Raw genomic sequence first — 23,302 nt, 5'->3', positions numbered from 1 at the left:
CGGACAGCGATGTCTTTCCGTTTTATGGAGTGGGTGAACGCTAATCGAGATGTATTCTCAGCCTATAAAGCTGCTTTGGGTTTTATTTGGGCTTGAAATCTGTTTAAGTCCCGCTAATCGTAACTAAAGAAGAGTCGGTGTTCGATCCTGTTAAGCGGAGCCAGTTGATTAAAGAGGCGGTTAAACAGACAGGAAGAACAGAACCAACTATTCGCAAGGACTTACGACGGTATTGGCAACGAGGTCAGACAAAAAATGCCATCATACCTGACTTTAATAAGTGCGGTGAGAAAGGTAAGAAGAAGCGAAGTGATGGTTGCAAAAGAGGTCGCAAGAGCTTCCTTGCTCAAGCCAGAAATGAGGAGCTTGGAGTTAATGTTGATGCCGAGATAGAGAAGAAATTTCGTAAAGGTATCCGGTTATTCTACGAAACCCCGCAAAAAAGACCCCTAACCAAGGCTTTTCAACTTACCCTCGAAAAGTTCTTTCCCATCGGATATAGAGAACTTGCCGATGGTGCCAAGGAGCCTATTCTGCCACCAGCAGAAAAATTACCTAGCTTGGGGCAGTTTCAGTACTGGTATGAGAAAAGCTCTGATATCACTCGCAAACTCATTACTCGTAAAGGCGAACGTCGATATAACTTAAGTCATCGGACTATCGTGGGAAACTCAACTCAGATGGCTTTTGGCCCTGGGTCACTCTTTCAAATCGACGCAACGATTGCTGATGTTTATCTAGTAAGTTCGCTAAACCGAGGCTGGATTATCGGTAGACCCACACTTTATCTGGTTATCGATGTGTTCAGCCGTGTGATTGTCGGGTTTGTCGTCACCCTCGAACCTGCAAGCTGGCTAGGTGCAATGTTAGCCCTGGAAAATGCTACAGCAGATAAGGTTGAATTTTGCAAAAAGTTTGATTTTGAAATTACAGAAGCTGAATGGCCTAGCCATCATCTTCCTGAAGCCATCCTGGCAGATCGAGGTGAATTTGAAGGATATAACGCAAATAACCTGGTGGACTCTCTCGGTGTAGATGTCGATAATACGCCTCCTTACCGGGCAGACATGAAAGGTATTGTTGAGCAGAGCTTTAATCAGTTAAATAACGAAGCCATTCATTGGCTCCCAGGTTCTGTCAAAAAACTTCCTGAACGAGGAGAAAGAGACTATCGGCTTGATGGGGTTCTGACTCTGTATGAATTTCGGCGGTTGATGATTCTTGCCATTCTGGATCACAACAGTGAAAAACGTTTGAACAAATACCCGATGGATGAATTCATGATTCAAGATGAACTCGAACCTTACCCGGTCGATCTCTGGCAGTGGGGAGCCGAGAATCGAGTCGGTTCGCTTCATTGGCAACCACCTGAAAATATCCGTCTGAACCTCCTCCCAACAGCAGAAGCTTCCATAACCCGTGAAGGCTGTATCTACTTCAAGAAGTTGCACTACACCTGTGAATTAGCTATACGTCAACAGTGGTTTATTAAGGCAAGAAGTAAAGGGAGTTGGAAAATTACTGTTGCCTATGACCCACGCCTTGTTGACTACATCTACATACGTCTTGATAGCGGCAAAGACATGGAAGTTTGCCGTTTACTTGAAGTCGATCAAGGCTTCCAAGGTTGCGACTTTCGTGAAGTAGAAGACTACTACAGACGGCAAGAGGTAAACAAGCAGGCTTCTAGGACACGCAGACAGCAGTCTAAAGCAAAACATAATGCTCAAGCCAACAAAATCCTTAATCAGGCAACTGAGGAGGCGAAAAAGACTGATGATGGTCAAAGCAAGCGGTCTCGTATCAAGAATATCCGCCAAAACCGTAACGAAGAACGTAGTCACGAGCGGAAGACTGAAGCTTGGGATTTAACACCAGACAAGCTTCCCGACCAACTAGGGCAAGTGATTCCTATGCCAACCATTGCTCAACCTGGCAAAGATGATGAGGAGTATGTACCGCCTCATCGACCTTTTGACAAATTGCGTCAACACGTCAGAGGCGATTGAACAATGACATTCAGTAAAAAATTGATAAAGCCACCGCTCTTAGTCTTTAGAGGAACTCAAGAACAAGCGACTTACCATGATGAAATTTCTATCTATGAAGGAAATCCACTCATTGAAGCGCTACCTGAAATTAAAACCGAAGACGACATCATTAAAAAGCTGGCATTCTACCCTGAATTCTTGAAAGAGGAGCGTAATTTACCCGCTCACCAGCGCTTACATCTAATTCAAAATGTACTCGAACTTTTCATCGTTCTTTCCCCTCACCTCGACTTGGAGCAGCGTTTCTCGCGAATGCTGCGTTCGGGATATATAGCTCGCAACCCGGTAAGTAGTGGGTTTTGGAAAAATATAAATAAGAAGGTAGAGACTTTACGCTCCGGTAGTACAGGTAACAGGCGTCGGCGGTCAACAGCTACAGGTTTTACAATTTTTGGTATCAGTGGAGTCGGCAAGTCTACAACTGTACAAGCAATCCTAGACCTCTATCCCCAAGTCATCTATCACAATCGCTACCAAAACCAAATTCATACTAACACGCAGCTAGTATGGCTCATTCTGGAATGTCCCGCTGATGGCTCAATTAAAGGTCTATGTCTCAACTTCTTTCAAGCTGTTGATGACATTTTAGGAACGTCATATTACCAAAATTATGCTAACAATGGTCGCAAAACAGTCAATGAATTGATGCCCTACGTGGCTCTTGCTGCTTCAAATGTCAATCTTGGAGTACTGGTGATCGATGAAATCCAAAGATTGACTAAATTAAATGTCGGTGGTTATGAAAAAATTCTCGACTTCTTCGTTCAGCTGATTAATACTATCGGTCTTCCTGTAGTTCTAGTAGGAACTTACAAAGCTTGGTCGGTTTTAGGGAGTGAATTTCGTCAAATCCGTCGAGGTACGGGGCAGGGAGATTTTATCTGGGATCGAATGAATGAGGATGAAGACTGGACCATATTCACTCATGCACTTTGGCCATATCAGTATATACGCAACCCTTGTCAATGGACTCCTGAGTTGAGTCATGCTCTCTACTACGAATGTCAAGGAATTACTGACCTTGCAATCAAAGTTTTCATGTTGGCGCAGGCACGAGCTATTTCGACAGGTAAGGAAAAACTGACAGTAGGAATCTTCAAGTCAGTGGCTAAGGATTGTTTACGCACGGCGAGGGAAGTTCTAGATGCCCTGAAAGCAGGAAACACAGAGAAGCTTAGAAACTGTGAAGATGTCCGTCCAATTAATATTGACGAATTCATAGAAGAAGAGCAGCAGCAACTATTAGTAGATGATTCACCCACTCCTTCCTCAGAACCTATTGAAGGCTTAGTTAATCACAAAATAGAGCAACCGGAGCAAGTCCAACAGCAAAACTCTGATTTCTTTAAGCAAGAGTCGATAGCAGGTCAGACAAATATTTTCAATGATTCTCCGAGTAAGGCTCGAAAGAATTCAAATAAATATCCCAAAAAATCAGAAGGGGAAAAAAGATTGATTAATATTCTTTCAGATGGAAAACAATGTAGCATTACCGCTTATGAAGCTCTCCTAGAGGCAGGTTACATTCAACCCATCACTGAATACTTTTTGGAGATTATAGCTTAATGATTTCATGTTTCCCTGACCCTTATCCAGATGAACTGCTCTACAGCATTTGTGCGCGATACTCCGATCGAATGCAGTATCCAGATAAGCAATCTGTAGTTAAAGAACTGTTTGGGAATAAGCGTATTGTGGCAAGAGTAGAACTACCAGGGCACCTGAATGATTTGGTTACGGGTTTACCACCAGGAGGTTACTACACAGTTGACCGCTTAATTGATAACCATACACTGCTGCCTTTTTACAGTCCGTTCTTTCCGCAAGAGCTAATCAGCTTAATTCGGAAGGAGATGAGAGGAAGTAACCAGCAACTTAGTTATGGACACTTGGGACTCTTAGCAGGTCATATACAGATGTTTACTTATCTACGATTCTGTCCTCTATGCGTCCAAGAAGATAAAAAACAATTTGGTGAATGCTACTGGCATCGCTTACATCAAGTGCCAGGTGTCGAAGTTTGTCCAATACATCAAATTGCGGTGATAAACAGCGGAGTGTTAAAACGAAACAGAAGTAGCAAATACAACTTTATTTCTGCTGAATGCTCAATAAGTGAAACTAACCCATCTTCATTGAATTTATCAGTTTATGATCGGGCAAATCTTTTGAAAATTTCTCGTGATGCTGAGTGGCTTTTGAAGCAGAAAAACTTGTCTTTAAGTAATGATTATTTACATAATTTTTATGTTAAGAATTTGTAAGAACGTGGTTTTTCTACATTCCAAGGTAGGGTTTTACAAGATGAACTGATAGAAGCCTTTAAGTGCCACTACTCTCCTACAATTTTAAAACTGCTTCAATGTGAGTTTAGCGAACTGAGCAAGAATCATTGGCTTATCGCTTTATTTAATAAAAAGAGCAGGATAAGGCATCCTATTCGTCATTTACTAATAATCAATTTTCTAGGATATACGGCTGAAGAGGTTTTGAAACTTTCTACTACTACTAAATTGAAACCTTTTGGAGATGGACCTTGGCCCTGTCTTAATCCGGTGTGTCAACACTACAAACAGCAAGTGATTAAGGAATGTCAGCTCACACCCTATCACAAAAAACGTAGTGAGCCTGTCGGTACATTCCAGTGCATCTGTGGCTTTACTTACTCTCGGAAAAGTTCAGACACTGGTGCTGAAGAGCAATTTCGGAAGTTACCATATACGAGAATTTATGGGTCGCTTTGGGAGTTGACTTTGATGAGGTTATGGGATGATGAGGCAATTAGTCTCAAGCAAATAGCAAAGCGGCTTGGGGTTCACGTGATTACGATTAAACGTCAAGCAGCTTTGCTGGAACTAACATTTCCAAGAGTTGGTTCTGAAAAATCGACCCAATTAACTCCTAATCTTCTTTATTATCGTTCAAATTCAAATCCTGAAACGAAAAAACTCAATCTTTTGGAGAATCATCAAAAGAATTTCCTAGAAGTTAGGCAACAGCATCCCTTATTATCACGATCAAAACTCATAGAAATATGCTCATATACTTATCATTGGCTTCGGAGGAATTGTCCTGATTGGTTAGAAACTCATCTGCCACCTCCTATAAGTAAAAAAGGAAAAAAGTTGCCGTCATCAGAAGTGGATTGGGAAAAACGTGACATTGAACTGGCGGCAGAAGTAAAGGCTGCGGCAGTATATATTAGAAGCAATCTTGCATCCCCTGTACGTGTAACGGTGGCACAGATTGGTAGAGACACAGGTAAATACCGTCCATTGCGAACTCAGCTTGATAGGCTTCCGTTAACAGCAAAAGTTTTAGCTGAAATGGTTGAAACACACGAAGAATTTGCTGTTCGTAAAATTGAATGGGCCGCAAAAGGCTTCCTGGAAGAGAATATATGTCCAACGCAGTGGCAGTTGCTGCGCCGAGCTAAGATGTGTTCACAATCACGGCCTCTAGCAGCACAACAGGTCAAAGAAGCAATTGATGCAGCTCTAGAATCTTTAGCTTCAATAGATGCTGTTAGTAATGCGGAAAAATCATCAGTCAATGATTCTAGAACTTTACATAAAGTGTGAGGATGATTGTTTTCTTCCCCGAACCTTATCCTGACGAACTGTTTTACAGCATCTGTGCCCGATACGCTGACCAAGTTCAGTATCCAAGTAATAAGTCAGTGGTTCAAGACTTGTTTGGAAGTGTAACAGCCTCTGCCCTAGTTGACTTGCCTTCTCACCTGAATATTTTAATAGCCGCCTTACCCAGAGGGCATGGTTACGCAGTTAAGCAGCTAATTGATAACCATACATTATTACCCTTTTACAGCCCATTCCTCCCATCAGATCGAGTCAGTTGTTTGCGGCAAGATATGGAAGGTAAGAACGGGCTTCTGGCTCAGATGCGCTCTGGGATTATAGGTAGCTGCATTTGTTTACCAGAATGGTTACGGTTGTGTCCTGTATGTACCGAGGAGGATCAGAAGCAATTTGACGGTGGTCGCTATTGGCACCGCCTCCACCAAGTGCCTGGTGTAGAAGTTTGCCCAATCCATGACGTCTTTTTAGAAAACAGCAAGGTACGGGCACAGGCTAAAAGAAGTCGTTACGAGCTAATCTCTGCCAACCAAGCGATAGAGAAAACATCCTCACGCCTACTAAATCCATCTGACCCTTGCCACAACGTTCTTTTGAGGATTGCTCAAGATGTGGCTTGGCTATTGAAACAACGCGAGTTAGTTCCAGGTCTTGAATCCATACGCGATCGCTACCTCTGGTTACTAACTGAGCGTAACCTAGCAAGTCGAGGGGGAAAAGTTCGTGTTAGTGCCTTGCTGGAGGCATTTAAAAGTTATTACTTCTATGATTTATTAGAACGGTTACAGTGCGTCCCCAACGAGCAAGACAAAAATAATTGGTTATTTCGTCTGGTGCGCTCACCTAGACAGGCACGACATCCTCTTTACCATCTACTGCTAATCCAGTTTCTGGGATATACAGCCGAGGAATTTTTCCAACTTCCTGACTCTCCTCCTGACCCTTTCCAGCCCTTCGGATCGAAACCCTGGCCCTGCCTCAATCCAGTTTGTCAACAGTTCCAACAGCTATCGATAAAGGAATGTCAAGTTACTTACGACAAGCAACACAGTCGAATCACAGGTACTTTTAGCTGTACCTGTGGTTTTACTTACTCCCGGCTGAGCCTTGATTCTTCACCAGAAGACCGATTTCGGATTGGCAAAGTAAAGTCTTACGGACAACTATGGGAAAAGACTTTAAAGAATTTTTGGGAGAATCCAACAGTTAGTGTCGATGAAATTGCCAAGTTGTTAAGGGTTGATTACCAAACTGTTAAACGTCAAGCACTCCGACAGGGCTTTCTTTTCCTCGACCAGGACCAACCGTTAGAGTAGCGAAAATCAATGGAGAATTATTGCGTGATACTCAAAACGGTCAGGTAACTCAACCAAGCAAGTTAGAAAGCTATCGAATGGCATGGCTAGAAGCAGTTAAAGAAAATCCTCATATAGGACGGACTACACTAGAGCGGATGTTTCAGCGCATCTATTCTTGGCTGTACATCTATGATCAACAATGGCTTCAAGCTCATCTACCACCGCGTAAGAGAAGAGTTAAGTTTTCTCCTCAAGTGGACTGGAACCACCGTGATATTAAGTTTGCAGCAGCGGCAAGGCAATCAGCCCAGCGTCTTCAAAGCTTTCCACAACGCCCCACGAAAGTAACGAAAACAGCAATTGCTAGCGATTTGGGTCAACTCAGATTGATACAGCCGCAAAAAGACAAGCTGCCGTGTACAACAAAGGCTTTAGAAGAGTTGGCTGAAACTCGCGAAGAATTTGCAATTCGCCGGATTCAATGGGCTAGCGAGTGTTTCCGAGAAGAGAACGTGTATCCAAAACGGTGGCAATTATTGCGTCAAGCTGGCATCAGACCTGACTTGGCAGAAGCCCCGCAGGTGAAAGAGGCAATCACAGTTGCATTGAAATCTTTAGACCCGTTAGATCCAGTCAATATAATCAATTTGCTATGTGACAGTTAAGAACTTTATTGTTTGTCTCCCAGCATGGGCAAAAGAGTAAGGGGTTTCACTAAAGAACTTTATTGTTAAATATGGAACGACAGAGTCAGAGATTCAAGCGTCACCACTTAAGAACTCTATTGTTTGTGTACAATTGTCTTTGGTATGATTAGCGATATGAAATCGCCCAAAGAAGTTCTACACGACTGGGTTGCGGCCTATAACGCTCGCGATCCTTACGCACTCATCGAGCTTTATCACGATGATGCCATCAACCATCAGGTTGCTTTTGGTGACCCACTTCAAGGGCGCGAGGTACTGCTTGAGAGTTTCATCGCCTTCTTCAATGCCTTTCCAGACAACTACACGCATCCTGAAAATATCTTCGAGGATGGTGAGTGGGCGATCGTTGAGTGGAGCGGTGGCGGTACATTCTTGGGTGAGCTTGGCGACAACCCACCAACCGGCAAGAGTTTTACACTACGCGGGTGTGGCTTCTTTCAGGTCATTGATGGCAAAATTCGTTTCCAGCGTGGCTACATAGACAAGTACACTTGGTTCACGCAAATTGGTTTACCAGTCTCATAGGCTTGTAAGTGTTGCACCATAACGAAGCTCAGCCGAGTGTCGGCAGCGAAAGCGGCTTAACTTTGCCGTGAGTCTTCTTAGTTTATCGGTGCGGACAGCACTAGGGCACACAGCACTATGGCACTATGAAGGTTATCTATTTGTGTTTAGGCTTAAGTTAGGGCAAGGTTGCCGGTAAGACACTGCTTTGAACTGATGGGTAAAACAACGCTGCGCGTAGGTATCACTGCGATCACTTATTCTCAAAACTCATGTGTAAGTGTCATAGCGATCGCTTTTTGCGAACAAGGAAAGCGATGTCTGACGACAAGCTTCGAGCCTTCGGCAACGCTCCGCAAACGCATCTACGCGCATATTAAAATGTAGTCACTAACCACGCATGGCGATTATGACTGTTGAGCAAATTGAAGCTGCCATTCTTAAGCTTCCGCCTGATGAATTTCAGAAACTTCCGAGCAGTTAGAGAAAGACATTGCTAATGACTTGTTAGAAGATTTAGCTATTGAAGCGATCGCTGATTTTGAGGCGGGTCGCTATCGGGCAATTTGATGTATTACCTAGCTGTCCGGTGCAGTGAGGTGTTAGACAAACCTGCCTCTACTTGCCTTGATTGCTTGGAATCAATTCATGAGTAGGTGGTAACTTCATCAGATAGACCTGATGGAATAATCTCACTACTAGAAGGCTGATTCCGCCAGAAATCGTTTCAATAAACCATTCACCATCTGTACTTTCCATAAGACTCTGACGCATCTCTTTGTCAAGAACTCGGACAGGATTCTGGTTCGTATCAAATTTGACTATACCATACGGAGTCTGGAATGTTGCGATGTTTCCATTGATGCTGACATCCCCTGTCCCAATCGGAACAGGAACACTTGTGGGAAAATTACTCATTTTGATAACTTCAAATTTCTCATGTTTTTTATATAAACCCTGATTCGCTCAGGGCTTACTCTTTCTTAATTAACATACCTCTCATGTATCAAGTGCGATCTCAACCCAGCACAAATAGATCGCTCGCATAGGTTAGCTTTTGCTGCACGCAGATATCAGCCTGATCGCTGTAATTGCCATATCGATCGCCTTTCGCGAACCAATAGAGCGATCGCTTTTGTATCTCAAACTGAAACAAAGCAACCGATTCAATCGCAAACTTGCCAGACTGGAGACGACATCAAGATTAAAGAATACTTAAGCTAGCGATATGAAGCGCTCTATTGCAGTTGGACTACTGACATTTCTGGCTATTGGCTGTAGCACCAATCTTCCAACATCCTCCACTCAATCTCCCGCACCTGTAGCAATTGCTGCCAAACCTGCTGCCAACTCCTCAACCGTCCAAAGTCGGGATGTCTTTTACCTGAGCGATCGCTTTGGGTTTCGCTTCGTTTCCCCGCGTGGCTATGTCATCACGCCTACGGAAACGACTCAATCAACGAAGCCAAGTCCCCCGCTGGAAGTCCTAGAAGTCTGGCAGCAGAAAGATTTTTTGAACCGGGAAAATTTACCTGAAACTCCTCCGATCGTCAGCATCACTGTTTACGACAACTCCAAGCGGTTGCCCCTAACCAGTTGGAAAGGCGAACTCAGCCAAAATGACGATCGTCCCCTCACCGTTGCTGGACAGAAAGCGATCGCTTACACTTCGACTGGACTCTACGAGTCTGATAACGTGCTGTTAAGCAGCGCCGATGGTCGCTATGTATTTCGGCTACAAGGCGCTTACCTGCAAAAGAACGATTCCATCCGGCAGGTATATCAGGACATCGTTAAAAGCTTTACTTTCGATGCGATCGCTAGCACTTCTCCTAATAAATGGCGCATCAACTACAGCCGCCTCAAAAGCCTTTTAGCCGCCGGTGACTGGCGGGGTGCGGATGTGGAGACTCGCGCCATCTTCCAGCGATTGCAGAAACTCCAAGGACAGGGTGCAGACTTACTCTACGGCAGCAAAACTCTGCTCAATAGTCTTCCCTGCGAAGACTTTCGTACCATAGATACCCTCTGGTCGCAAGCCAGTAAGGGACGCTTTGGGTACAGCGCTCAAAAGCGCATCTGGCAGCAAACTGCCTCCCAGACGAAAAATCCGAAAGCACGAGTTGAGAAGTTCGGTCAGGCAGTGGGATGGTATAGATCCCAACCATTGCCGGAAAAGAATCCTTTTGGGGTAGTGTTAGCTGGAACCAAATGGCGGTTGGATTCAGAACTGAATTCTACTGCTACCGCACCAATCGGACAGTTTCCCTGGGCAGGAATTTCCTCAAACTTACTGAGTGACATGCTCAGCGAACCCGGTTGTGGCAGTTGTACCACGGATGCCATTTATCTTGCTAGCGATCGCTATTACGACTACGTGCCTGCTTTGTTTACAAAGCTCAATCAGTGTCAAGTTCGCTAGTGAGCCGAAGTGACAAGTCAGCGCGAGGCTAACGCCTCGCTTCGCTGTTTTCATGCCCAAAAGGTTGTACGCTACGCTATCGCCGTTTCAGCTTACTGATCGCCCCTTCCTCTGCCAGCAGAACTACAAGCTCATGGCGTTTCCCACAACAACTGAAACTCAGCATCAACCTATCCAAGTGAATCAGTGAGGCTTATGTTTGTTGATCAGCCAATTACTCGAAAGGTCAAATTAATCCGGGGAGGAACCGGACGTTTAGTCTTAGGAATTTGATGCTGCCAGTAGTGCTGCGTTGTCCCTTGCATCAGTAGAAAACTACCAGAAGTTAACTCAAGTTGATGCTTTAAGCCTTTCTCGGCTCGGTGCCGCAGTATGAACCGCCGCGTTCCTCCCAAACTCAGAGAACCAATGACTGGATTGTGTCCTAGTTCCGGTTCATCATCGCTGTGCCAGCCCATACTGTCGTTGCCATCTCGGTAGAGATTGAGCAACACGCTGTTGAACACCACACCAGAAACGGCTTCAGCCTTTGCCTTGAGGTCATGTAGCGTGCGTGTCCAGGGAGAGGGGTGCATCGTGATGCCAGAGTAAGTGTAGGATACACCGGGATTGGCATACCAAGCCGTCAGTCTGGGTTGAGGCATTGAGCGCCCGTAGATGCTAATCCAGTCTTGTCGCCAGTCGATTGTTTCAGTCAGTTGTGTGAGCAAGCGATCGCTTTCCTGCCCATCCAGCAGAGACGGGTAGAAGATGATATCTGCGTCAGGCAGTTGCAGAGGGATACTGAGCATAAGACAAACACAACTGAGGGCGGCAAGAAATCAGCTTTCCAGAACCCTAACCGACAACAGGTAATCCTGCCAGAGCCTTCGCTACTTCCTCCTCCTGTAAGCAAAACTTGGGCAAGGTCGAAGTTTCGAGTTCAGAGGTCGGAAGGTGAGGGTTTGAGGGTGGATTTTCTCATAAAACCTCGACAGCCAAGTTGAGAGTTTGTAGGTTGGGGGTGTAAGTGGGAATACTAAGCATGAGGGGATGACTTCACAATCGCCTGATAGGATTCTGTCCCCCCAATTTCCCTGACCTCCAAAACAAGCCACTCATGACTCCATCCGATGCAGCCCGAATTGAGCAGTTTATTACCCGTTGGCAAAATTCTAGTGGCAATGAACGTGCTAACTATCAAATGTTCTTTTCGGAACTCTGTGATGCGCTGGGAGTGAAGCGTCCGGATGTGAAGGGTAGTGTGCCAGGCGATCCGTACTGTTTTGAAAAAGACATCACGATTTATCATCCCAGTGGCAAGAAAACACCGGGTTATATTGACTTCTACAAAGCGGATCACTTTTTAATTGAGGCGAAGCAGGGCAGTGAATACTCTGGCAAAGGAAAAAGACGCGGCACGAATACCTATCTGGAGGCAATGGAAGCAGCATTTGTGCAGGCGATCGCCTATACCCGCAATTTATCCAGTAAACCTCCATTTCTGTTGACCTGTGATATTGGCGATCACTTTGAGCTATGGATGGGGTTCAGCGGTGAATATGGGGGATATGGGGCGCGTCAGGATATTGCACTAACTGCTTTGCGAAAGCCAGAGATTTTTGATTTGTTCGTTGACATCTTTACCGATCCGCAAAAGCGCAACCCGGAAAAGATTGCGGCGAAGGTGACGCGAGAGGTAGCGGCAGACCTGGCGGAATTATCAAAGCGATTAGAAGGTCTGCATGAACCGGAAGAGGTTGCCCATTTCCTCATGCGCTGCATCTTCACCATGTTTGCTGAAGATGTGGGGCTATTGAAAGAGCATTTATTTACGGATGCGTTGGAGACGCGATGGTTGCCCAATCCCAAGAGTTTTAAGCCGGAGGTAGAAGCCCTCTGGCAGGCAATGAATGATGGAACAAGCTTTGGCTTTTATCGCAGGTTGTTGAAGTTTAATGGGGGATTATTTGCCGAGGCAAGGGCGTTTGAGTTGACGGAGGATCAGCTTCGGGTGTTGCTAACGGCAGCGAAGCGGGAATGGAAGGATGTGGAGCCTGCGATTTTTGGGACGTTGCTGGAACGGGCATTGGATTCAAAGGAACGCAGCAAGCTGGGGGCGCACTATACCCCTAGATCGTATGTGGAGCGGTTGGTGCGTCCGGTGGTAATGGAACCTTTGCGGGAACAGTGGGATCTGGTGCAGGGGGAAGTGAAGCAAATTTTGGGGGATGTGGAAAAAGAGCCGAGTGCTGCCCAGACGAAGAAAGCCGTTGCAGCATTGGAAGGGTTTCTGACAGAGTTACGCCAGGTGCGAATTCTCGATCCGGCTTGTGGGTCGGGGAATTTCTTGTATGTGACGCTGGATTTGATCAAGCAACTGGAGTCGGAGGTGTTGCGTCGTCTGGAAGATGTGACGGGACAGGCACAGTTACGGTTGGATATTGACCAGGTGAACCCATCGCAGTTTTTGGGGATTGAGATTAACCCCCGTGCGGCAGCTATTGCCGATTTAGTCATCTGGATTGGTTATTTGCAGTGGCACTTCAGGCAGTTTGGCAACATTCCTCCCGTAGAGCCTGTGTTGCGCGAGTACAAAAATATTGAATGCCGGGATGCGGTGTTGGCATATGACGGTAAGGAAGAGGATATTGACCCGAAGACGGGGAAGGTGAGGACGCGCTGGGGTGGACGGATGATGAAACATCAGGTAACGGGGGTTATGGTGCCTGATCCGAGCGATCGGATTCCGATTTATCGGTATATTAATCAACGTCCTGCTGAGTGGCAGGAGGCGGATTATGTGGTAAGTAATCCTCCATTTATTGGTAATTATCGGATGCGCGATCGCTTGGGCGATGGATACACAGAAGTGTTGCGCCAGATATATCCAGATGTGCCTGAAACAGGTGATTATGTGATGTACTGGTGGCACAAAGCAGCAGAACTAGCCAGAGCCAACTACATTACTCGGTTCGGCTTCATCACAACAAATAGCATTCATCAAGTTCGCCAAAGAAAAGTTATTGAGTTCCATCAAAATCAAAAGAATCCGATTCGCTTGATATTTGCGATCGCGGATCATCCCTGGACAAATGAAGGCGCAGCGGTCAGAATTGCAATGACTGTAGGACAAGCGGATTCATCAAATATTATTCAAGTTGCACAGCTTGGAAAGGTCGTCCAAGAAGTGGATGCAGAAACACCAGAAGATTCGGCGGAACAAGTTGAAGTCATAGTAAAGAATGTAGGAAGTATTTTTAGTAATCTTAAGGCTGGAGCAAACATTGCGAGTACTATTTCATTGAAAAGTAACGCTAGTATATGTTGCCCAGGTATGAAGCTTCATGGAATGGGTTTTTGTGTGACGCAAAAAGAGGCAATCAATCTAGAGCCTGAAGTGATTTATCCCTATCTAAATGGACGTGATTTGCTTCAATCTACAAGAAATTCATTAGTAATCGATCTTTATGGTCTAAGCGAGAAAGAAGTTTTTGAAAGATATCCTAAAGTCTATCAGTGGGTACGTGAAAGAGTTAAGCCGGAAAGAGATCAGAACAATCGTGCAATATACCGTGAGAAATGGTGGATTTTTGGGGAGCCTCGCACCAACTTTAGACCTGCTTTGAAGGGTTTAAGCAGCTACATTACAACAGTTGAAACTGCCAAGCATCGTGTGTTTGTATTTTTGGCTCATGATGTTGTTCCAGACAATATGTTGATTGCGATTGCTCTTGATGATGCTTATTTCTTAGGAGTTCTCTCTAGCAAAATTCATGTCACTTGGGCACTTGCAGCAGGCGGAAGGTTAGGTTTTGGCAACGATCCGCGTTACAACAAAACTCGTTGCTTCGACCCCTTCCCCTTCCCAGAACCCACACTCGAACTCAAACAAAAAATCCGCGAACTGGGCGAACGTCTCGATGCCCACCGCAAGCGTGTTCAGGCACAGCATCCCGATGTCACCATCACCGCTATGTATAACCTGCTGGAAAAAATCCGCGCAGGGGTCGAACTTACCGAAAAAGACCGGGATTTTAACAACAAAGCGCTGGTTTCCACGCTAAAGCAAATCCATGATGAGTTGGATTTAGCAGTGTTTGAGGCGTATGGCTGGAGCGATTTGTTAGATCCCCCCCAACCCTCCTTAAAAAGAGGGGAGAATGCGGATGGTTCGGCTTCTTCCGTTGTTCAAGAGGGAATTGAGGGGGGAGCAATGCAGAACTTGGATGAGATTATTTTGGAACGATTGGTCGCCTTAAACGCAGAACGCGCTGAAGAAGAACGCAATGGGTTGATTCGCTGGTTGCGTCCAGAATATCAGGCTCCCGGTGAAGTACATATTCAGCAAGTAATTGAAGGTATCGCTGAAGTTCAAGAGGAAACTGCGAGCGCCCCCGTTGAACAACAAAAATTTCCCAAAGCCTTCAAAGATCAACTCGCTGCGGTGCGCGATTTGCTCCGCACTCAAGGCGGCGAATGGACAGTCGAGCAAATTGCAGCTCAATTCAAAGGCGCATCTCGACAAAAACACACTATTCTCACCTGTCTCGAAAGCCTGGAAGCATTGGGAATTTTTGCCAAGCATGAAGAAGAAGGAAGCGATAGCGCTTCGCGCGACGAAGTCGTTCGCTGGTATCTGGCAGAGTTGCAAAAGGCAAGCTAGAAATTAGCAAAACCATTACCCCTTATCGATTGACTGAGGAAGAAGTAGCGATCGCAGAGGGCAAATAATCGGTTATATGCCTTCTAGCCCCATACCATAAAAGAAGTTACGTTAAAGCGATCGCCATCCAAACCCCATCACTCCTAAGAAAGGAAACAGACCAGAGACTCTTATGACCACGGCAACGATAGCAATACCCCAAAAGGAAGAACCCCTCCTGTTTGAGGGATTGACCTGGAGAGAGTTCAAAGCAGTCGAGCAATTGTTAGACCGTCCAGGATATCGGCTTTCCTTCCTGGATGGAGTACTGGAGATTCGACGGATGCCAGGGGAACCCCACGAAACAGTTAAGAAGAGGATCGGTGCATTGGTGGAGCTTTACCTGCTTATAGCAGGGTTTGACTTCACCCCAACTGGCTCCATGATCCTAGAAAGTGAAGCTGGAGCCGTCAAGCGAGAGGCGGATGAATCCTATAGAACCCATTTGACATCTTTTGCTGGGGTGCTTGGCTTTGAAGTAAGCCGTTACTTTGCGATCAATGATAGAGCCTGCTTAAACTCGACTGTTTTTTGCAAGAACAGGGATAAAACCAGCTAGCTGCAAGGCTTTTAGTTTCAGGAATAGATCTCAAATGGGTTCTATACAAGAGGGAAATCGAATTTGGCTGAACTACGAGCTAAGTTACAAATTTTATAGATTGATCGTCAGGATTTTTTTCTTGCTTTTTTTGTCGCTCAACACGACTGTATTGTAGGGTGATGTATCCGTTCCCGGCGGAATTGGCAGCCAAAAACTGGGGTTTTTATGATCGAGTTCGCCTAAATCAATGCTTTTCGTTATATCGCCATCTGTTGCCAGATAAGCGGTAAGTTCGCCTTTATAATCTTCAATTAAAAAGTCGCTAAATAAAACGACTTGCCCACCCTCAGGATGTATACCAAGGATGACCTGACCGCTGAAAGTTGTGCCTTTTCGTTCTTCATCAACCGTTGCCATTATGATTTCCGAGGGGTCTTGACCGGACATATCTGCCATAAACTTTTTCCTGGGTGAATTCTCAACAATTGAAAATGATTTTACAAGAGCGCTATGGGCGATCGCAAAACTCTCAGGACGTATTTCTGCATCGGTCTTGCAAATGTATAGCCAAGTTACTTCGGGTTTAACGCCTAATTGGAAGATTGAGTAGGGATGAGTAGAGGCTGAAAGCGATCGCGCAAGCGTTGCTGCTATAAGAGATCGCATCGCAGAAACCTGATAGAGGGGAGACGTTGAGAAGTTTCCGGATTCTGTTCTAGCAACCTACGAGAGCCACGGGAAGGGGTAGGCAGGAACACCAAGGTCAAATGCTTGTAGGTCATTTTCAAGGGGTCAGGAAGCGATCACCTAAACAGCATCCCAGCACAAGAGGGTAGTACAGAGATAAGCTTTGCCATGCCTATAGAACCCATTTGACATCTCAACAAGAGGCTGAAAGTCTTTTGTTGAGATGTCAAATGGGTTCTATAAACTTACCCCTGGTCGAGTGCGTCCCGATCTGGCGATCGAAGTGGTGTTTACCAGTGGCGGCATTAACAAACTAGAGGTATACAAGCGCCTGAAGATTCCTGAAGTGTGGTTCTGGGAAGACGGAGTGCTAGAGATTTATCACCTGCGGGGAGAGGGCAACACTCTGGACTACGAAAAAATTTCCAGTAGTAAGGAAATGAAAGGGATCGATCTGGATTTGTTGTTACGTTGCATCAATATGGTGAATCACGTTGATGCCATCAAGACCTTTCAACAGGCACTCCAGAAATAGCTGGTCAAAGGCGATCGCGGCTCTGATCTTCGGTATTTCACTATAACAGCGATCGCAATTCCCACTGATGTGACTCAACTAGAAGGCTGTCAGCAGTTGATAGAGAAGGCGATCGCCGCATTGCGATGAGAGCAAGTGCAAGCAGAACTACAAGCTCATTGCGTTTCCCACAACAGCGCTTTTCTCTACAATTGATGCCATGCCCATGCCTCAGCCAAAAAAGCACTCAAGGGCAATAGCTTGAATGGATAGAAACTGCCGTGCGAACTCTTAAACTACCTTCTGGACAATTAATTCCGGTTCTTGGCATGGGCACCTGGCAGATGGGGGAAAATGCCAGGAATTGCCAAAGCGAAATAGATGCCTTACGCCACGGACTCGATCTGGGTCTAACTCTGATCGACACTGCCGAAATGTATGGCGAAGGCGGTGCAGAAGAAGTAATCGCCCAAGCGATCGCTTCTCGTCGGGCGGAAGTCTTTCTCGTCAGCAAGGTCTACCCGCATAACGCCTCAAAGCGAGGGACAATTGCTGCTTGCGAACGCAGTCTCCAGCGGTTGAAAACTGACTATCTTGACCTTTACCTGCTGCACTGGCGCGGTTCTGTGCCACTGGTAGAGACATTGGAAGCATTGGCGACGCTTCAACAATCCGGCAAAATTCGCCGCTATGGGGTGAGTAATTTTGATGTCAAGGATATGGAAGAAGCCATTGGGTTGAAGGATGGGAAAGGAATTGCTACCAATCAAGTCCTCTACAACCTGATGCGACGGGGAATTGAGTGGAATTTACTGCCCTGGTGTCGGCAACAAAGTATCCCTATCATGGCGTATTCTCCAATTGAGCAAGGGCGTTTGCTGAACCATCAAACACTCAAGGCGATCGCTCAAGAACAAGGAGTCACTGCGGCTCAAGTAGCGATCGCCTGGCTGTTGCATCAAGAGAATGTGATTGTGATTCCCAAATCCAGCCGGATTGACCATGTAGAGCAGAATTATGCTGCCCTGAATTTGAAATTGAGTGCTGATGAATTGGCTACCTTGGATGCTGCCTTCCCACCACCCACTAAACCTGTTCCTCTACAAATGCTTTAACGACTTACTTCTCCAGGGGTTAATTGCCTCACTCGGCTGGTTGGGGGGCAGCAATAGGCTGGGCAAACTGCCTCCTACTCGCGATCGCGTTAACTCCGGTAATCGAGTTTACCTAACCTCAAGAATAGGTACTCAACTGAATTTATCTTACGTTGGATAGTGCCTCAAATGAGCAATCCGTCTGAATTTTATACCAGGCAGTGGGCATTTGGTCGTCCGACAGGAGGTACTTGATGGTGTCCATTTGGGGTTCTAGAGGCAGTAGCGGCTTTCTTGAGTTGAGATTTCTATTGTCGCTGATCGCTCCTCTCGCGCAAAACCACTTCTTCAGACCTATAGAAGAAATGATTTTGCTCAAATCTCCCTAATAAGGTTCAAGGTTTGGTAGCTCTATTTTTCATCTATCCTGATTGCACCCCCTATAGGCTGTAGTTGATCTACTGAACTCTTTAACAACAAGGACTAAATTATGCCGTTTGTGCTTATTCAAGGTACTTTTGACCCAACTAGTGGGGTTCCCGATGGAGATTCAGTTCGGTTTAAGGCAAACAATGATGATGATGTATTGTTTGACAAGTTAGAGGGGCGAATCGAATTCAAGAGCGGTGGTCAAGTGCAGCTTCGGTACGAAGGCATAGATGCTCTTGAGAAAGCGGCGATTAAACCATTTTCCTCAGACGCTACCGAACGTAATATTGAGTTACTTGGGGGCAAAAAGTCCGGATTGCCAGGATATATCCTTTCTAGCCATGCCGATGGGAATGGACGACCTGTTTGCTTCGTCTTTACCGGCAATCCACCTGATTGGGACAATGCTGGAAGAGGGTATGAACTAAAAGCCGACTTGTTGCGTGAAAGCGTCAACTACAAGCTTCTCCGAGAAGGGCATGTCTATCCTATGTTCTATGAAACCCTCTATAAAGAGTTGCGCGATGAGATGGTGGGTGCAACAGAGGAGGCGCGAGCAGCAAATAGAAGAATTTGGTCAGCCGATCGCTCGACAGAGGGTTTCCAAGTTGATGTACCTCCCGATCTCTCAAAATTACCACCTATCTTTCCTAAACTTTGGCGGCGACTTGAATCGTTTTATCAACGTCGGTCTAATCGCGAAAAAGGAATTGGGGAGTTTATTAGAGAGTTATCCAGGGGAAAAGATCGGCTTGTTACCATTCCTGATGGACGAGCAATCAAGTTTTCCACAGCACTAGAAGCTGAGGGGAATAAGATTAAAATGCTCTACAAACCTGAGGAGATGATGTTTGAGTCTGATGTGCGCTTAGAGCGGATTGCTGCAAGTATTACTACTTCCTCTATCTTTTCGTAAGCATCTTCTTACAAAAGTCCATAGCAGAACACTAGGGGAGGCTGGCAGAAGTTTTGCAGCAGTTACTGAGTGACTTCAAAGGCAGTTTTCTTTCCCGCTCCCCTGCTCCCTTGCTCCCCCACGAACAACTGCTGCATTATTTTCGCCAGCCTCCCCTAGGGACTTGTTTGTCGTGCCGCTTCTCAAAACCGCTACTGTCCACGTTGGACAGACGCAGATTGCACAAAAGATGTGGGGGCGTTGCTGATTTGGTAATGCTATAGCTATTTCACAAGCAGATTCCTTCGTGGAAAAATCATTACTTTTCAGCAACGCCGATGTGGGTTAGATTGTGGCATAGATGATTTGGTCAGGCAGGATAGTTAAGTGGCAAGCGATCTCATTCATCCGTAACGTTTCCTCGCATCGTCTTAAGTTGCGATCGCTTAAAGTCTTGATGGCTGTCGGAACAATCGCCAAGAGTCAAAGGTTGCTCATAGGCTTTCTGGCAATCAATGCAGCATGGGCATTGGGTAAAGCAAACTGACCATAACAACGCTGAATTTCGACTTGGTAGCCCACTTGTTGCAACATCGTGGCAATTTCTTCTGCTGCATATAGTTGCTGGCGATGAACCTCGTCATCTCGACGATAATCGTTTCCTACTTGCCGAAAGGTAATGATTCGCCGAGTCAGGATGTGCTGTGAATCTTCCTGTTTTTCCACCAAAACAATCCAATCTTCGCCTTCAGTAAAGCTTTTGACTGGAGTTGCAGAAGTCAGCTGTCCGGGTTCTGCAATATCAAAGATAAAAACGCCTCCCGGCGCGAGAGCATCATAGATGCGTTGGAACACCTGGGTAAGTGTTTGGTGGTCGGGGTCAAACAGGTAATTAAAACATTCACTAATCGAAATCACCGCATTACAGTCAGGAATTTCGACCTTGAACAACGAGCCTACCTGAAATTTAGCTAGAGGAACTCGACAACGGGCAATTTCAATCATGTCAGCTGAGATATCAACTCCCAAGACTTGGTATCCTGCCCTAACCAACTCCTCATCTGACAGACCACTACCACACCCCAAATCTACAATCAGTCCATCCTGAATGCCATGCTGTTTGAGAATTGCCAGAATTTCTGGCATTGCTTGCAGAACGTAACTCCTGAAGCCGACATCGTGAATATAAGCAAGGTCTTTTCTGTACCACTCACTCATCCGTAACTTTTCCTCGCATCGTCTTAATCTGACTTCTTAATCTGACTTCGCTTAGTTTTGCTATCCAGACGCTTTCTTTGAAAACTACGAGTCGGTTTGCTGGGTTTACGGGGTTTGGGTAACGCGATAGCGAAGCGCAGATCGCACTTTTAATCAAGTCTTGCAATCGTTGCAACGCCTCTTCCCGATTCTGCTCCTAGCTACGGTGTTCTTGAGCCTTGATGACAATCACCCCTTCTTTGGTAATGCGCTGGTCGGAAAGCTTCAATAGCCGCTTTTTGTATTGACTGATTGTTCAGTCATAAATTATTCTAGAGATGAAACAATCGATCCTATCAGCCCAGGCTGTTGCTGGAAAATCAGGCTGAAACGTTCATTGTGACTGTCCTACAAACCTGAAAGGAGACAGACATGGATTTGCATTACGAAGTTCAAGGTAAGGGTGAGGCGGTTGTGCTGATTCATAACGCAATGGCAGATTTGCGAGATTGGGAGTTGATTGCCCCGCAACTAGCCCAGACTTATCAGGTCATCACTTTTGACGGACGCGGTGCCGGACAGTCACCCCCACTGCTCGAACCTGCCCACTATGTTGAGGATTTGCGGCAGTTGCTTGACCATCTCAATCTCGATCGCGTGATTCTAGTTGGACATTCGATCGGCGGTCAAATTGCGACCGATTTTGCCCTGGCTTATCCTCATAGAGTAACCAGGCTGGTACTTGTGGCTCCGGGATTATCGGGCTTCCAGTTCTCACCCGATGTTCAACAATGGTACGCGCAAATCAATGTGGTAGCTCCAGATTTGGAAAAAATGGTTGAGGTGTTGTTGAACCATCCTGTGTACAGCGTCGTGATGTCCAGTCCACAGCGCGATCGCATAATTGAGATGACGACGCACAACATGAAACGGTCTTTTGAATGGAAAACCTATGAAATGCTCTGGCCACAGCCACCGACAATCGATCGCTTAAGTGAGCTTCAAACCAAAACGCTGTTTATCATCGGCAAAAAGGATATGCCTGACCTTTTCAAGGTTGCCGAATTATTTCAACAGGTACCCGACATTCACTTTGCCTACATTGAAGGAGCCGATCATATGCCTACATTCACTCATGCTGATGAGGTTTCGAGTCGGATCGTTCAATTTCTCAGTGAGTAGAACCTATGCCGCGTACCCCAGCAGAAAACGAGCGCATCCGTCAGGCAACGCGGGAGCAAATCTTGAAAACGGCGATGGATTTGTTCTTCACGAAAGGCTATCACGCCACGTCGATTGAAGATATCGCCAAACAAGCGCAGATTTCTAAGGGACTGCTTTACCACTACTTCAAGGGTAAAGAAGACGTTTTGGCAGCAATGGTCGATGTGCGGCTCAACGATCTGCTGGTAGTCATGAATGCTGCTGTTGCAAAGTCAACGCCTGTTGAGCAAATTCGCCATATTGCCGAGGGTGCGTTAGACGATGTGCGACGGCAACCGGAGGTTTTCCGATTTTATCTCAATCTGTTTACGCAACCCCGGCTCGACCCGATTGTGGCGAAATATAGCCAGAAGTTGATGGATGAGCAGGCAAAGCAGTTTGAAATCCAGACGCAGATGTTCACCGAATTGGGAGTTGCTAACCCACGCCAGCGATCACTCTATTTTTCCTCGACGCTTCAGGGCATTATGCTGATGTTTTCAACTTATCCCAACACCTATCCGTTAGATGCGGTCAAGGCACAGGTGATTGCGGAGTTTTGTGGGGAGGAAGACTGAGTGTTCGCACCATCTCATTCATCCGTAACCTTTCCACGCATCGTTTTAATCTGACTTCGCTTAGTTTTGCTATCCAGACGCTTTCTTTGAGAACTCCGAGTTGGTTTGCTCCTTTTGCGTGGTTTGACGACTGCGATCGCACTCTTGATCAAGTCTTGCAATCGTTGCAATGCTTCTTCTCGATTTTGCTCTTGGCTGCGGTGTTCCTGTGCTTTGATGACAATGACACCTTCTTTAGTGATGCGTTGGTCGGAAAGCTTCAACAGCCGCTCTTTGTAGCGTTCCGGTAGTGAGGAAGCGATGATGTCAAAGCGCAGGTGAATGGCAGTTGCCACCTTATTTACATTTTGTCCCCCTGCCCCTTGCGATCGCACCGCACTCATCTCAATCTCATGCTCTGGAATACTTACGGTGTTAGAAATTTGCAGCATGATTGATTCGCTTGATTATAGACAGTGCAGCATTGCACGGAAACTGTTGCCCCGTTTCGCTCTATTGGTGCTGATTCCAGCATAAAGTAGTAGCCACGCCTCTAGCTCCCTCTGTAGCTGCAATATATCAAACACGGAGTTTTTCTTTCACTACGCCTAGAAACGTTAGCTTTGTGCTGCAACTGGTTCCTCGACACCACTTGAGTGCTTTCATAGTGTTCGTGCTACTGGCGATCGCTGCACGTATAATTTGCACAACTGGAGGCTTTTATGTCCCAATCTGATTTGGAATACCGCTTGCATTTAAGTTGGAATACGAATGCTCGTGCTTGGACAAAAGCAGTCCGCGAGCAACTAATAGACCTCTTGCAAAAGTCGTCGCTGGGGTAATATGAGGTCTGAAATTATGCGCTCGCTCACCTGTCTTCTACGCTCACCCCGGGTAATTCATAAGTAAAACTAATGAAATAC

19 protein-coding genes and 4 pseudogenes are annotated in these 23,302 nt (G+C 45.9%); 15 read left to right on the top strand and 8 right to left on the bottom strand.

The window, feature by feature from the left end:
- The first annotated feature begins 137 nt into the window (after positions 1-137).
- The 7 genes and pseudogenes from H6F52_RS18470 to H6F52_RS18440 all read left to right on the top strand — a co-directional run bounded on the left by H6F52_RS18470 (position 138) and on the right by H6F52_RS18440 (position 8,177).
- On the top strand, positions 138-2,009 hold the full coding sequence (locus H6F52_RS18470) for a Mu transposase C-terminal domain-containing protein (RefSeq protein ID WP_190536355.1): 1,872 nt from the start codon (positions 138-140) through the stop codon (positions 2,007-2,009).
- Positions 2,010-2,012: 3 nt separating this feature from the next.
- Positions 2,013-3,617: an ATP-binding protein gene (locus tag H6F52_RS18465; RefSeq protein ID WP_190536354.1), complete on the top strand. Its 1,605-nt coding sequence runs from the start codon at positions 2,013-2,015 to the stop codon at positions 3,615-3,617.
- Positions 3,617-4,315, top strand: a complete 699-nt coding sequence (locus tag H6F52_RS18460) for a TniQ family protein (RefSeq protein WP_190536353.1) — start codon at positions 3,617-3,619, stop codon at positions 4,313-4,315. The genes H6F52_RS18465 and H6F52_RS18460 overlap by 1 nt, the downstream gene beginning before the upstream one ends.
- Before the next feature lie 12 nt (positions 4,316-4,327).
- Positions 4,328-5,632 (top strand): annotated as a pseudogene (locus H6F52_RS18455) (TnsD family Tn7-like transposition protein); the annotation flags it as partial.
- A gap of 2 nt (positions 5,633-5,634) precedes the next feature.
- Complete coding sequence (locus H6F52_RS18450; RefSeq protein WP_190536352.1) at positions 5,635-6,963, top strand: TnsD family Tn7-like transposition protein; 1,329 nt, start codon at positions 5,635-5,637, stop codon at positions 6,961-6,963.
- A gap of 20 nt (positions 6,964-6,983) precedes the next feature.
- Positions 6,984-7,610, top strand: a complete 627-nt coding sequence (locus tag H6F52_RS26190; RefSeq protein ID WP_190536351.1) for a TnsD family Tn7-like transposition protein — start codon at positions 6,984-6,986, stop codon at positions 7,608-7,610.
- Between the two features lie 156 nt (positions 7,611-7,766).
- Entirely contained in the window at positions 7,767-8,177 is a 411-nt protein-coding gene (locus tag H6F52_RS18440) for an ester cyclase (protein ID WP_190536350.1), read from the top strand.
- 597 nt (positions 8,178-8,774) lie between these two features.
- Here H6F52_RS18440 and H6F52_RS18435 read toward each other — a convergent pair.
- Together H6F52_RS18435 and H6F52_RS18430 are read right to left on the bottom strand one after the other, a co-directional pair.
- The gene (locus H6F52_RS18435) at positions 8,775-9,074 is read right to left on the bottom strand and encodes a hypothetical protein (RefSeq protein WP_190536349.1); all 300 of its coding nucleotides are present in this window, start codon (positions 9,072-9,074) and stop codon (positions 8,775-8,777) included.
- A 100-nt stretch (positions 9,075-9,174) separates the two neighbouring features.
- Positions 9,175-9,312, bottom strand: a complete 138-nt coding sequence (locus H6F52_RS18430; RefSeq protein ID WP_190536348.1) for a hypothetical protein — start codon at positions 9,310-9,312, stop codon at positions 9,175-9,177.
- Positions 9,313-9,384: 72 nt separating this feature from the next.
- Between H6F52_RS18430 and H6F52_RS18425 the strand changes: the two genes are divergently transcribed.
- Positions 9,385-10,578: a GUN4 domain-containing protein gene (locus H6F52_RS18425; RefSeq protein WP_190536347.1), complete on the top strand. Its 1,194-nt coding sequence runs from the start codon at positions 9,385-9,387 to the stop codon at positions 10,576-10,578.
- Positions 10,579-10,784: 206 nt separating this feature from the next.
- On the opposite strand, the gene H6F52_RS18420 is transcribed toward H6F52_RS18425, so the two are convergent.
- Positions 10,785-11,369 (bottom strand): alpha-ketoglutarate-dependent dioxygenase AlkB, encoded by a 585-nt coding sequence (locus H6F52_RS18420; protein WP_190536346.1) that lies wholly within the window; start codon positions 11,367-11,369, stop codon positions 10,785-10,787.
- Between the two features lie 308 nt (positions 11,370-11,677).
- Between H6F52_RS18420 and H6F52_RS18415 the strand changes: the two genes are divergently transcribed.
- Positions 11,678-15,223: a class I SAM-dependent DNA methyltransferase gene (locus H6F52_RS18415; protein WP_199300631.1), complete on the top strand. Its 3,546-nt coding sequence runs from the start codon at positions 11,678-11,680 to the stop codon at positions 15,221-15,223.
- A gap of 172 nt (positions 15,224-15,395) precedes the next feature.
- Positions 15,396-15,701 (top strand): annotated as a pseudogene (locus H6F52_RS18410) (Uma2 family endonuclease); the annotation flags it as partial.
- A gap of 213 nt (positions 15,702-15,914) precedes the next feature.
- Here H6F52_RS18410 and H6F52_RS25835 read toward each other — a convergent pair.
- Entirely contained in the window at positions 15,915-16,469 is a 555-nt protein-coding gene (locus H6F52_RS25835) for a hypothetical protein (RefSeq protein ID WP_242033992.1), read from the bottom strand.
- 259 nt (positions 16,470-16,728) lie between these two features.
- Here H6F52_RS25835 and H6F52_RS18400 point away from each other — a divergent pair.
- The 3 genes and pseudogenes from H6F52_RS18400 to H6F52_RS18390 all read left to right on the top strand — a co-directional run.
- A pseudogene (locus H6F52_RS18400) lies at positions 16,729-17,025 on the top strand (Uma2 family endonuclease); the annotation flags it as partial.
- Between the two features lie 248 nt (positions 17,026-17,273).
- A complete protein-coding gene (locus H6F52_RS18395; RefSeq protein WP_347276230.1) occupies positions 17,274-18,119 on the top strand; it encodes an aldo/keto reductase in 846 nt (281 codons plus the stop codon).
- A 469-nt stretch (positions 18,120-18,588) separates the two neighbouring features.
- Positions 18,589-19,443 (top strand): thermonuclease family protein, encoded by an 855-nt coding sequence (locus H6F52_RS18390; protein ID WP_190428211.1) that lies wholly within the window; start codon positions 18,589-18,591, stop codon positions 19,441-19,443.
- Between the two features lie 324 nt (positions 19,444-19,767).
- Here the strand turns inward: H6F52_RS18390 and H6F52_RS26185 are convergent, their stop codons facing one another.
- The 3 genes and pseudogenes from H6F52_RS26185 to H6F52_RS26495 all read right to left on the bottom strand — a co-directional run.
- The gene (locus tag H6F52_RS26185; RefSeq protein ID WP_277881972.1) at positions 19,768-19,902 is read right to left on the bottom strand and encodes a hypothetical protein; all 135 of its coding nucleotides are present in this window, start codon (positions 19,900-19,902) and stop codon (positions 19,768-19,770) included.
- A gap of 3 nt (positions 19,903-19,905) precedes the next feature.
- Complete coding sequence (locus H6F52_RS18385; protein WP_190536345.1) at positions 19,906-20,640, bottom strand: class I SAM-dependent methyltransferase; 735 nt, start codon at positions 20,638-20,640, stop codon at positions 19,906-19,908.
- A gap of 23 nt (positions 20,641-20,663) precedes the next feature.
- Positions 20,664-20,929: pseudogene (locus H6F52_RS26495) on the bottom strand (aminoacyl-tRNA hydrolase); the annotation flags it as partial.
- A 122-nt stretch (positions 20,930-21,051) separates the two neighbouring features.
- Here H6F52_RS26495 and H6F52_RS18380 point away from each other — a divergent pair.
- Positions 21,052-21,801, top strand: a complete 750-nt coding sequence (locus H6F52_RS18380; protein ID WP_190536344.1) for an alpha/beta hydrolase — start codon at positions 21,052-21,054, stop codon at positions 21,799-21,801.
- A 5-nt stretch (positions 21,802-21,806) separates the two neighbouring features.
- The gene (locus tag H6F52_RS18375; RefSeq protein WP_190536343.1) at positions 21,807-22,400 is read left to right on the top strand and encodes a TetR/AcrR family transcriptional regulator; all 594 of its coding nucleotides are present in this window, start codon (positions 21,807-21,809) and stop codon (positions 22,398-22,400) included.
- Positions 22,401-22,414: 14 nt separating this feature from the next.
- On the opposite strand, the gene arfB is transcribed toward H6F52_RS18375, so the two are convergent.
- Positions 22,415-22,831, bottom strand: a complete 417-nt coding sequence (gene arfB / locus H6F52_RS18370; RefSeq protein ID WP_190412468.1) for an alternative ribosome rescue aminoacyl-tRNA hydrolase ArfB — start codon at positions 22,829-22,831, stop codon at positions 22,415-22,417.
- Between the last annotated feature and the right edge of the window lie 471 nt (positions 22,832-23,302).

This window comes from Coleofasciculus sp. FACHB-542, from assembly GCF_014695825.1.
Taxonomy (GTDB): Bacteria; Cyanobacteriota; Cyanobacteriia; order Cyanobacteriales; family FACHB-T130; genus FACHB-T130.
This window is presented reverse-complemented; position numbering and strand designations above follow the sequence as displayed.

Excerpts from the sequence above, each read along its gene's own strand:
- H6F52_RS18465 (WP_190536354.1), top strand. The coding sequence starts at position 2,013 with ATGACATTCAGTAAAAAATTGATAAAGCCACCGCTCTTAGTCTTTAGA.
- H6F52_RS18460 (WP_190536353.1), top strand. The coding sequence starts at position 3,617 with ATGATTTCATGTTTCCCTGACCCTTATCCAGATGAACTGCTCTACAGC.
- H6F52_RS18450 (WP_190536352.1), top strand. The coding sequence starts at position 5,635 with ATGATTGTTTTCTTCCCCGAACCTTATCCTGACGAACTGTTTTACAGC.
- H6F52_RS18440 (WP_190536350.1), top strand. The coding sequence starts at position 7,767 with ATGAAATCGCCCAAAGAAGTTCTACACGACTGGGTTGCGGCCTATAAC.
- H6F52_RS18435 (WP_190536349.1), bottom strand. The coding sequence starts at position 9,074 with ATGAGTAATTTTCCCACAAGTGTTCCTGTTCCGATTGGGACAGGGGAT.
- H6F52_RS18425 (WP_190536347.1), top strand. The coding sequence starts at position 9,385 with ATGAAGCGCTCTATTGCAGTTGGACTACTGACATTTCTGGCTATTGGC.
- H6F52_RS18420 (WP_190536346.1), bottom strand. The coding sequence starts at position 11,369 with ATGCTCAGTATCCCTCTGCAACTGCCTGACGCAGATATCATCTTCTAC.
- H6F52_RS18415 (WP_199300631.1), top strand. The coding sequence starts at position 11,678 with ATGACTCCATCCGATGCAGCCCGAATTGAGCAGTTTATTACCCGTTGG.
- H6F52_RS25835 (WP_242033992.1), bottom strand. The coding sequence starts at position 16,469 with ATGCGATCTCTTATAGCAGCAACGCTTGCGCGATCGCTTTCAGCCTCT.
- H6F52_RS18390 (WP_190428211.1), top strand. The coding sequence starts at position 18,589 with ATGCCGTTTGTGCTTATTCAAGGTACTTTTGACCCAACTAGTGGGGTT.
- H6F52_RS18385 (WP_190536345.1), bottom strand. The coding sequence starts at position 20,640 with ATGAGTGAGTGGTACAGAAAAGACCTTGCTTATATTCACGATGTCGGC.
- H6F52_RS18380 (WP_190536344.1), top strand. The coding sequence starts at position 21,052 with ATGGATTTGCATTACGAAGTTCAAGGTAAGGGTGAGGCGGTTGTGCTG.
- H6F52_RS18375 (WP_190536343.1), top strand. The coding sequence starts at position 21,807 with ATGCCGCGTACCCCAGCAGAAAACGAGCGCATCCGTCAGGCAACGCGG.
- arfB (WP_190412468.1), bottom strand. The coding sequence starts at position 22,831 with ATGCTGCAAATTTCTAACACCGTAAGTATTCCAGAGCATGAGATTGAG.